The 8,893-nt window shown below is 71.8% G+C and carries 10 protein-coding genes; 2 read left to right on the top strand and 8 right to left on the bottom strand.

The window, feature by feature from the left end:
- Window positions 1-217 precede the first annotated feature (217 nt).
- On the top strand, window positions 218-1,546 hold the full coding sequence (locus PV721_RS37645) for an AarF/ABC1/UbiB kinase family protein (RefSeq protein WP_319732481.1): 1,329 nt from the start codon (window positions 218-220) through the stop codon (window positions 1,544-1,546).
- A gap of 19 nt (window positions 1,547-1,565) precedes the next feature.
- On the opposite strand, the gene PV721_RS37640 is transcribed toward PV721_RS37645, so the two are convergent.
- The 5 genes from PV721_RS37640 to PV721_RS37620 form a co-directional block, all read right to left on the bottom strand.
- On the bottom strand, window positions 1,566-1,772 hold the full coding sequence (locus PV721_RS37640) for a hypothetical protein (RefSeq protein WP_319732479.1): 207 nt from the start codon (window positions 1,770-1,772) through the stop codon (window positions 1,566-1,568).
- A gap of 99 nt (window positions 1,773-1,871) precedes the next feature.
- Complete coding sequence (locus PV721_RS37635) at window positions 1,872-2,201, bottom strand: hypothetical protein (protein WP_319732477.1); 330 nt, start codon at window positions 2,199-2,201, stop codon at window positions 1,872-1,874.
- The gene (locus PV721_RS37630; RefSeq protein WP_319732474.1) at window positions 2,198-2,569 is read right to left on the bottom strand and encodes a WhiB family transcriptional regulator; all 372 of its coding nucleotides are present in this window, start codon (window positions 2,567-2,569) and stop codon (window positions 2,198-2,200) included. Before PV721_RS37630 ends, PV721_RS37635 begins: the two co-directional genes overlap by 4 nt.
- 187 nt (window positions 2,570-2,756) lie before the next feature.
- Window positions 2,757-3,068 (bottom strand): hypothetical protein, encoded by a 312-nt coding sequence (locus PV721_RS37625; protein ID WP_319732482.1) that lies wholly within the window; start codon window positions 3,066-3,068, stop codon window positions 2,757-2,759.
- Window positions 3,069-3,247: 179 nt separating this feature from the next.
- Window positions 3,248-5,413 carry an ATP-dependent DNA helicase UvrD2 gene (locus PV721_RS37620; protein WP_319732472.1) on the bottom strand — a complete coding sequence of 722 codons (2,166 nt, stop codon included), beginning with the start codon at window positions 5,411-5,413 and terminating at the stop codon, window positions 3,248-3,250.
- Window positions 5,414-5,583: 170 nt separating this feature from the next.
- On the opposite strand from PV721_RS37620, the gene PV721_RS37615 reads away from it, so the two are divergent.
- On the top strand, window positions 5,584-5,844 hold the full coding sequence (locus PV721_RS37615) for a mycoredoxin (protein WP_030011087.1): 261 nt from the start codon (window positions 5,584-5,586) through the stop codon (window positions 5,842-5,844).
- Window positions 5,845-5,930: 86 nt separating this feature from the next.
- Here PV721_RS37615 and nudC read toward each other — a convergent pair whose 3' ends face one another.
- From nudC to PV721_RS37600, 3 genes are all read right to left on the bottom strand, one after another.
- Window positions 5,931-6,887 (bottom strand): NAD(+) diphosphatase, encoded by a 957-nt coding sequence (nudC, locus tag PV721_RS37610; protein ID WP_319732469.1) that lies wholly within the window; start codon window positions 6,885-6,887, stop codon window positions 5,931-5,933.
- A gap of 43 nt (window positions 6,888-6,930) precedes the next feature.
- Window positions 6,931-8,337: a dipeptidase gene (locus tag PV721_RS37605; RefSeq protein ID WP_319732468.1), complete on the bottom strand. Its 1,407-nt coding sequence runs from the start codon at window positions 8,335-8,337 to the stop codon at window positions 6,931-6,933.
- Window positions 8,338-8,347: 10 nt separating this feature from the next.
- Window positions 8,348-8,893 (bottom strand): PD-(D/E)XK nuclease family protein (locus PV721_RS37600; protein ID WP_319732467.1); only part of this gene is annotated, 546 nt, incomplete at its 5' end.

Raw genomic sequence — 8,893 nt, 5'->3', positions numbered from 1 at the left:
GGCATGGCCCTCCCGCCCGGTCCATCCCCATCCGGACTGCCCGTGCGGCGCGGACACCGGGCCTGCGGCGCCGCTCCAGCACGCCGGTCCGGCAGGGCGGATTCCCGGAGGCGGATCGGGCGCGGACCGGGCGGGAGGGCCATGACAGGATGCGTTGGGGCCGAAGGTGTCCTGAACCGCCGTTCGCGGCGCAGCTGTCTGGGAATTGGAGGGGCGCATGTCTGATCTTCCCCGGAAGGCGGTCACCCGGACCGTCAAGCTGGCCGCGCTGCCGCTCGGCATCGCGGGACGGGCCACATGGGGGCTGGGCAGGCGGATCGGGGGCAAGTCGGCCGAGATCGTGGCGAGCGAGCTCCAGAAGCGCACCGCCGAGCAGTTGTTCCGCACGCTCGGGGAGCTGAAGGGCGGTGCCATGAAGTTCGGGCAGGCCCTGTCGGTCTTCGAGTCCGCGCTGCCCGAGGAGGTCGCGGGGCCCTACCGGGCGGCGCTGACCAAGCTCCAGGAGGCGGCTCCGCCCCTGCCCGCGGCGACGGTGCACCAGGTGCTGGCGGACCGTCTCGGCGAGGACTGGCGGGAGCTGTTCGAGGAGTTCGAGGACAAGCCGGCCGCGGCGGCCTCGATCGGGCAGGTGCACCGGGCGGTGTGGCACGACGGCCGGCAGGTCGCGGTCAAGGTCCAGTACCCGGGGGCCGGCGAGGCGCTGCTGTCGGACCTGAAGCAGCTGGGCCGGTTCGCGGGGCTGCTGGGGCCGCTGATCCCCGGCATGGAGATCAAGCCGCTGATCAAGGAGTTGCGCGACCGGGTCGCCGAGGAGCTCGACTACGAGCTGGAGGCCGAGGCCCAGCGGACGCACTCGGACGCGTTCGAGGACGATCCGGACGTGGTCGTGCCGGATGTCGTGTACCAGGGCGATCAGGTGCTGGTGACCGAGTGGATGGAGGGGACCCCGCTGTCGGAGGTGATAGCCGACGGCACCCAGGAGGAGCGCGACCGCGCCGGACAGCTCCTGGCCCGGTTCCTCTTCTCCGGTCCCGCGCGCACCGGTCTGCTGCACGCGGATCCGCACCCGGGCAACTTTCGGCTGATACCGGGGGCCGACGGCCGGATGCGGCTGGGCGTCCTGGACTTCGGCACGGTCGACCGGCTGCCCGGCGGCTGGCCCAAGCCCATCGGCAGGTCGCTGCGGATGACTCTGGACGGTGACGCCGAGGGGGTCTACGGCCACCTGCGCGCCGAGGGGTTCGTGAAGGAGTCCATCGAGTTGGACCCGGACGCGGTGCTGGACTACCTCATGCCGATCATCGAGCCCGCCGAGGCGGAGGAATTCACCTTCACCCGGCCGTGGCTGCGCGGCCAGGCGGCGAGGATCGCCGATCCGCGCTCCCCCGCACACCAGTTGGGCCGGCAGATCAACCTGCCTCCCTCGTACCTGCTGATCCACCGGGTCACGCTGAGCACGATCGGGGTGCTGTGCCAGCTGGGCGCGACGGTGCGGCTGCGGGACGAACTGGACTCCTGGCTGCCCGGGTTCGCTTCCGCCGAGTGACTCCGTAGGGTCCGCGGCGTCACCACCAGGAGGAGTCGAGCCTGCCTTCGATCGCCCGGAGGTTGGCCCGCGCGCAGTCGACGCAGAAGTACTGTCTGGCCCCGTTCTCCACCGAGCAGGTCCAGGTGGGCGGGGCGCCGTTGGGGGACTCCGTGCCACAGCGCGCGCAGACGACGGGCTGGGCCTCGGATCCCGACGGGGCGGGGTGGGGAGTCGGCTGGTCCACCTCCAGACGATATCCCCGCACGGGGTGGACTGCCGTCCGCAACGCACCGGGGGGACCGGTCCGTTCGGACCGGTCCCCCCGGGATGCTGTTCTCAGCTCTTAGTGCATGACGGCCATGGCCAGCGCACGGCGGGCGCGCATCGAGACGCGCTCGGCACGCCGCTGCATGCGGCGGGCGGCGACCAGGCGCACGGCGTGACGCTCGGCGTCCACCTCACGCATGCGGTCGTCCATATGGGCACGAGCCAGGGCTTCTGGGATGAGTTGCATTTCGCGGGTCCTGTTCTGACGCGAGGTGATCGCGCCGGCGGTGATGAAGTCTGCGTGGGCGGCGCCGTGGGGCTGCTCGCTCGTGGTGTAGGCGGTCATGAGGTCCTGCTTCAGGGGGTCGTGCGTCAGGGGGCGGTCGATGGTTCCGATGGCGGTCATGCCGCGACAACCGGGTTCTTGCGCGGACGGCCACGGGGACGCTTGCGGGCGACGACGACACCCTGGACGAAGAGCTCGCCACCCCAGACACCCCAGGGCTCGCGGCGCTCGACCGCTCCGGCGAGGCAGGCCTCGACCAGCGGGCAGGTGCGGCAGAGGGACTTGGCGTACTCGACGTCGGCCGGGGACTCGGCGAAGAAGACCTCGGGGTCGAAGGTGCGGCAGGGAACGGGTACGCCGAGGTTCTCGATGGCGTCGTCGAGCGCGGTGAGCGCGGTGAGCGGAGTCAAGGTGTGGTCCTCCGGGACTGCGGGCGGGGAGATCGTGTGGGTCTGCGGTACGGACGGGGCGTGCGCTTCGAGTTGCACGGTGGTTTCTTCCTCGTCGTCTTGGTCGGCTAGTCGTTCCGGCCGGTCGGCCGGGTTCGGCTGTCACCTGCTTCTGCCAGTCCCGAGGCCCCTTCGCTGCGTTCGCCCCCCGTTCGGGGACAAACAGAAGGGCCGCGGATCCCGGGTGGGGTTCCGCGGCCCTGAAGGCGCCGGCCTGATCATGCGATCAGACTGGATCACTCCAGGGTTCGAGCCCACGGAAGGCCCACATCAGGTGGTGCTGCTGCTTCGTCTGCTTCGTCTTGGCTCCGGCACCGGCTGCGGCCGCGAAGCCATAGGCGCCATGCGCCTGAGCTTCTGCTGCCAGTACTGCCACCGGTGCCTGGGTCGGTCGCTCGTTGCGCTCACTGACCGGAAGGGTCGCCAGCAGGGCGGGGCGGTCGGCGGAAATCGCGGACACACCGGTACCCAGAAGGGAGACGGAACCGAGCAGGCAGGAAGCGTCGACCGAGCGATCGGTCATTTTGGTGAAGGTCATGAAGCTGGTCACTGGTCTCGCCTCCTCTCGGCGTCTCGGGGACTCGGCCCGAGGGCCTGTCCCATGCGTATTCGGATAAGTACAGCACGGATCCAGGGCTTCGGAGAAGCCACCGTTTCCGTTGCTAAGAACCTATGGGTCTTCGCTGGGCATGTGCAAACTATTTTTCCGACGAGTTTCTACGCGTCGGCAGGATCCGCGGACTCGGGCTCCTGACCAGCGCATATGGCCAGGACCTCGGCTCCGTACCGGTCGAGCTTGCGGCCGCCCACTCCGGAGATCATAGAGAGCTCGCCCGCCTCGGTGGGCGCGGCCTCCGCGATCGCCATCAGAGTCTTGTCCGTGAAGACGCAGTACGCGGGCAGGCCCTGCTCCTTCGACTGGCCCGCACGCCACTCGCGCAGCCGCTCGTAGAGCCCTTCGTCCATGTCGGACGGGCAGTCCTCACAGCGCATCAGCTTGAGCTCGCCGGCCTCGGTCAGCGTCTTGCCGCAGACCCGGCACAGCACCGGGCCGCGGCGGCCGCGCTTGCGCGGCCCGCTCTGCTCCGCGGAGCCCGGCCCGCTGCGGGGCACCGCAGAGCCCGGCCGCAGGCCGTTCAGGAAGCGGCTGGGCCGCCGGGAGGCCCGACCGCCCGGAGCCCGGGAGAGGCCCCAGGAGAGGGTCAGGTGGAGCCGCGCGCGGGTGACGCCTACATAGAGCAGCCGGCGCTCCTCCTCGACCTGCTCGTCGGTCTTCGCGTACGTGATCGGCAGCATGCCGTCGGTGAGGCCGACGAGGAACACGGCGTCCCACTCCAGGCCCTTCGCCGCGTGCAGCGAGGCCAGGGTGACGCCCTGGACCGTCGGGGCGTGCTGGGCGGCCTTGCGCTCGTCCAGCTCGATCGTGAGGTCCGCCAGGGTGGCTCCGGGCCGGGTCCGGGCGAAGTCCTCGGCCAGCCGGACCAGCGCGGCCAGGGATTCCCACTGGTCCCGCACGGCGCCGGAGCCCGCGGGCGGCTGGCCGGTCCAGCCGGTGGAGCTGAGCACCGCCCGGACCTGGGAGCCCAGTTCCACGACGTCGTCGAGCAGCGGGTCGTTCCCGCCGGAGCGGGCGGCTCCGCGCAGCGCGAGGATCGCCTTCTGGACCTCGGCGCGCTCGAAGAACCGCTCGGCCCCGCGCAGCTGGTACGGGACCCCGGCGTCGGCCAGGGCCTGTTCGTAGACCTCGGACTGGGCGTTGATGCGGTAGAGGACGGCGATCTCGCCGGCCGGGACGCCCGCGGCGATCAGGTCCCGGATCCGGTGGGCGACGCCCTCGGCCTCGGCCGGCTCGTCCGCGTACTCGGCGTAGACCGGGTCGGGGCCGGTCTCGCGCTGGGAGACCAGCTCCAGCCGGTGCTCGGCGGCGCGGCCCTTGGCCTGGTTCAGGAGCCCGTTGGCGAGGTGGACCACCTGGGGGGTGGAGCGGTAGTCGCGGACCAGCTTGACCACGGTGGCCTGCGGGTACTTGGTGCGGAAGTTCAGCAGGTGGTCGGGGGTGGCTCCGGTGAAGGAGTAGATCGTCTGGCTGGCGTCGCCGACGACGCAGAGGCTGTCGCGCTCGCCGAGCCAGAGGTCCAGCAGCCGCTGCTGGAGGGGGCTGACGTCCTGGTACTCGTCGACCACGAAGTGCTGGTACTGGGTGCGGATCTGCTCGGCGATGTCGTGGCGGTCCTGGAGGATGCCGACGGTGAGGAGCAGCACGTCCTCGAAGTCGATCATGCCGCGGTCGCGCTTGAGCTGCTCGTACGTCCCGTAGATCTGGGCGATCTCGGCCATGTCCCGGGGTGCCTCGCGGCCCGCCTTGAGGGCGGCGGCCGGGTAGTCGGCGGGCACCGTCTGCGTGACCTTGGCCCACTCGATCTCGCCGGTGACGTCGCGCAGCTCACCCCGGTCGAGCCGGATGCGGCAGCGCGCGCCGGCCTCGGCGACGAACTGGATCTTGCGCTCCAGGAGCCGGGGCACGTCCCCGCCGACCGCCTTGGGCCAGAAGTACTGGAGCTGGCGCAGGGCGGCGGAGTGGAAGGTCCGGGCCTGGACCCCGCCCGCGCCGAGGGTGCGCAGGCGTCCGCGCATCTCTCCGGCGGCGCGGTTGGTGAAGGTGACGGCCAGCACGCTGGCCGGCATGAGCTGGCCCGACCGGACGCCGTAGGCGATGCGGTGGGTGATCGCGCGGGTCTTGCCGGTACCGGCGCCCGCCAGCACGCACACCGGCCCGCGCAGGGTCGTCGCGACCTCGCGCTGCTCCGGGTCCAGGCCCAGGAGCACCGCGTCGGCCGAGTCGGCGGAGGCGGGGAACGATGGGGAATGCGTTGCTGATGTCACCCCGCCATGCTGCCAGGTCTCGTGGGTCGGGCGGGAAAACCGTCCACAGGCGGTACCTGTCCGTCGTATCAGTCACACCGGCCGTGCGGGGTCTCCCGTACGGGAATGGCCGCGGGGTCCCGTACGTTCGAGTACTCGGACCACCGAGCCCTCACGAAGGAGAGCGCAGCATGCAGGACACGGGCACCGTCACGATGTACAGCACGACCTGGTGCGGCTACTGCCGTCGGCTGAAGACGCAGCTGGACCGGGAAGGCATCGCGTACAACGAGATCAACATCGAGCTCGACCCGGAGTCCGCTGCGTTCGTGGAGAAGGCCAACGGCGGCAACCAGACGGTTCCCACCGTGCTCGTGAAGTCCGCCGCAGGCAGCGAGTCCGTCATGACGAACCCGAGCCTGGCGCAGGTCAAGCAGGCCCTCGCCGTCTGAGGGAGCATCAACCTCGGGTACCTGCGCGTACCCGCGAGCACCAGAAAGGCCCCCGCCGAGGCGGGGGCCTTCTGCTGTGACGAACGTTACGCCGCCATCTTCGGCAGCGGCTCGCCGTACCAGAGCTCGACCAGCCGGGCGGCGATGGAGATGCCCGACGGGGGCAGCACCTCGCCCGTCTCGAACGCGGCGCGCAGCTCCTCACGGGAGAACCAGCGGGCCTCCTGGATCTCCTCGCCGTCCACCGTGATCTCGGAGGTGGTGGCGCGGGCCGTGAAGCCCAGCATCAGGCTGTACGGGAAGGGCCACGGCTGGCTGGCCACGTACTCGACCTCGCCGACCCTGACGCCCGCCTCCTCCCACACCTCGCGGACGACGGACTGCTCGATCGACTCGCCCGGCTCCACGAACCCGGCGAGGGTCGAGAAGCGGCCTTCCGGCCAGTGCACCTGGCGGCCCAGCAGCGCGCGGTCGTGCTCGTCCGTGACCAGCATGATCACGGCCGGGTCGGTGCGCGGGTAGTGCTCGGCGCCGCAGCCCGGGCAGCGGCGGATGTGCCCGGCGGCGGCGACCACCGTGCGCTCGCCGCAGCGGGAGCAGAAGCGGTGCATCCGCTGCCAGTTCTCCAGTGCCACCGCGTGCACCATCAGCCCGGCGTCGCGCGGGGAGAGCAGCAGTCCGGCCTCGCGCAGGCCGGCCGGGCGGGCCGACTGGTCCATGCGGCCGGGCAGCGCGTCCTTCTGCAGCGCGAAGTACCGTACGCCGTCCTCGTCCGTGCCCAGGAAGTAGCGGTGGGTCTCGGTGACCGGGGCCTCGAAGGCCGGGGTCATCACGATGCCGGTGCCCCCGTCGGGGGTGTCGTCGATCAGGACCTGGCCGCCGGAGACGACGAAGACGCGGGTCGTCGGGTGGCTCCAGGCGGCGGCGAGCCACGCCTCGTCGAGGCGGTGGTGGGCGGCACGGTCGATTCCGCTGGGCGCGGCGAGCGAGAGAGGGCGCTCGGTGAGAGGGCGCTCGGTATGGGTGCTCACAGGTACTTCCAACTCCCCCGGTGGTGGGACAAGGCAGGCGTGCGTGCGTCGGGTGTCAGGCGGTTGCGCGGTGGCTGGCGGCCAGGTCTCCCCAGAGGTAGGCGGCCGTCTCGACTCCCTTGAGGAGCAGGTCCAGCTCGACCTTCTCGTTCGGCGAGTGCCAGCCGTCGGACGGTACCGAAATGCCGAGGAAGAGGACGGGCGCGTCCAGAACGTCCTGGAGGTCCGCCGCGGGTCCGGAGCCGCCCTCGCGGGTGAAGCGGATCTTCTGGCCGAAGGCGCGGCCCATGGCGCGTACGACGGACTGCAGGGCCGGGTGGTCCAGCGGGGTCAGGCACGGCCGGGTCGGGGCGCCGAAGGTGATGGAGTACCGGATCCCGTCCGGGATCCGGGCCGCGACCCAGTCCCTGACGGCGGCCTCGACCTCGTACGGGTCTTGGCCGGACACCAGGCGGAACGACAGCTTCAGGTGGGCGGAGGCGGGCACGATGGTCTTGCCGCCGGGGCCCTGGTAGCCGCCGCCGATGCCGTTGACCTCGGCCGTCGGGCGGGCCCAGACGCGCTCCAGGGTGGAGTAGCCGGCCTCGCCGGAGGCCGCGTGGGACCTGGCCGTACGGAGCCACTCGGACTCGTCGAAGGGCAGCTCGGCGATGAGTGCGCGCTCCGCGGCGGTGAGCTCGGCGATGCCGTCGTAGAAGCCGGGGATCGTCACGCGTCCGTCGTCGTCGTGCAGGGCGGCCACCAGGCGGGCGGCGACGGCGGCCGGATTGGGCACGGCCCCGCCGAAGGCGCCGGAGTGGATGTCCTGGTCCGGGCCGTGGAAGTCGATCTCGCAGTCGGCCACGCCGCGCATGCCGGTGCAGACGGTGGGGGTGGTCTCGGACCACATGCCGGTGTCGGAAACGATCACGACGTCGGCGGCGAGTTCACCGGCGCGGGCCTCGACGAGCTCGCGGAAGTGGACGGAGCCGGACTCCTCCTCGCCCTCGACGATCAGCTTGAGGTTCACGGCGGGGGCGGCGGCGCCCGTGGCCGCCAGGTGCGCGCGCACCCCGAGGGTGTGGAAGAACACCTGCCCCTTGTCGTCGGCGGCGCCGCGCCCGTACATCCGGCCGTCGCGGACCACCGGCTCGAAGGGGTCCGTGTGCCAGCCGTCGGCGAGGGCGGCGGGCTGCACGTCGTGGTGCCCGTACACGAGGACGGTGGGAGCCTGCGGGTCCTCGCTCGGCCAGTGCGCGAAGACGGCGGGGGCGCCGGGGGTCTCCCAGACCTCGGCGACCGGGAACCCGGTCTCCTTGAGCTTCGCCGCGAGCCATTCGGCGCTGCGGCGCACGTCGCCCGCGTGCTCGGGCTGGGCCGAGACGGAGGGGATGCGGAGCCACTCGGCGAGGTCGTCGAGGAAGGCGCCGCGGTGGGTGTCGATGTACGTGCGGACGACGTTGTCCGGCGGGGTGTCGCTCATGCCCAGGAGCCTAGCCGTCCGCCTGGTGGGCACCGCCGGTGTCCGTTTCGCCTTGGAGGATCCGCTCAAGGCGGGCCCGGTCGGGGAGGTTGCGCGGGCGGATCACGCGGCCGCTGCGGACGTGGAGGAAGGCGGCGGTGACCCGGCTGAGCGGGGTGTCCGTGGCCTCGGCCCAGGCCAGGCGGTAGACGGCGAGCTGGAGGGGGTCGGCCTCGGTGGTGCGGCCGGTCTTCCAGTCGACGATCTCGTACGAGTCGCCGTCCTCGGCGGTGGTCGTCTTGTAGACGGCGTCGATCCGGCCGCGGATGACGCGGCCGGCGAGGGTGAGCTGGACCGGGGCCTCCATCCGGTGGGGCGGCCGGTCGGCGTACGGGCTGCGCTCGAAGGCGGCCTTGAGGGAGTCGAGGTCGGCCTCGTCGGCGATCTCCTGGTCGGAGCCGGCGCCGGGGAGGTCGGTGACGGGGTCGAGGACGTCGAGGAAGGGGAGCGGGAGCTCGTCGAAGCGGGACTCGACCCAGGCGTGGAACCGGGTGCCCTGGCGGGCGGCGGGCTGCGG

It is taken from the genome of Streptomyces sp. MB09-01, assembly GCF_033794505.1.
Taxonomy (GTDB): domain Bacteria; phylum Actinomycetota; class Actinomycetes; order Streptomycetales; family Streptomycetaceae; genus Streptomyces.
The sequence above is the reverse complement of the archived record's forward strand: the minus strand, read 5'-3'. Positions and strand labels throughout refer to the sequence as shown.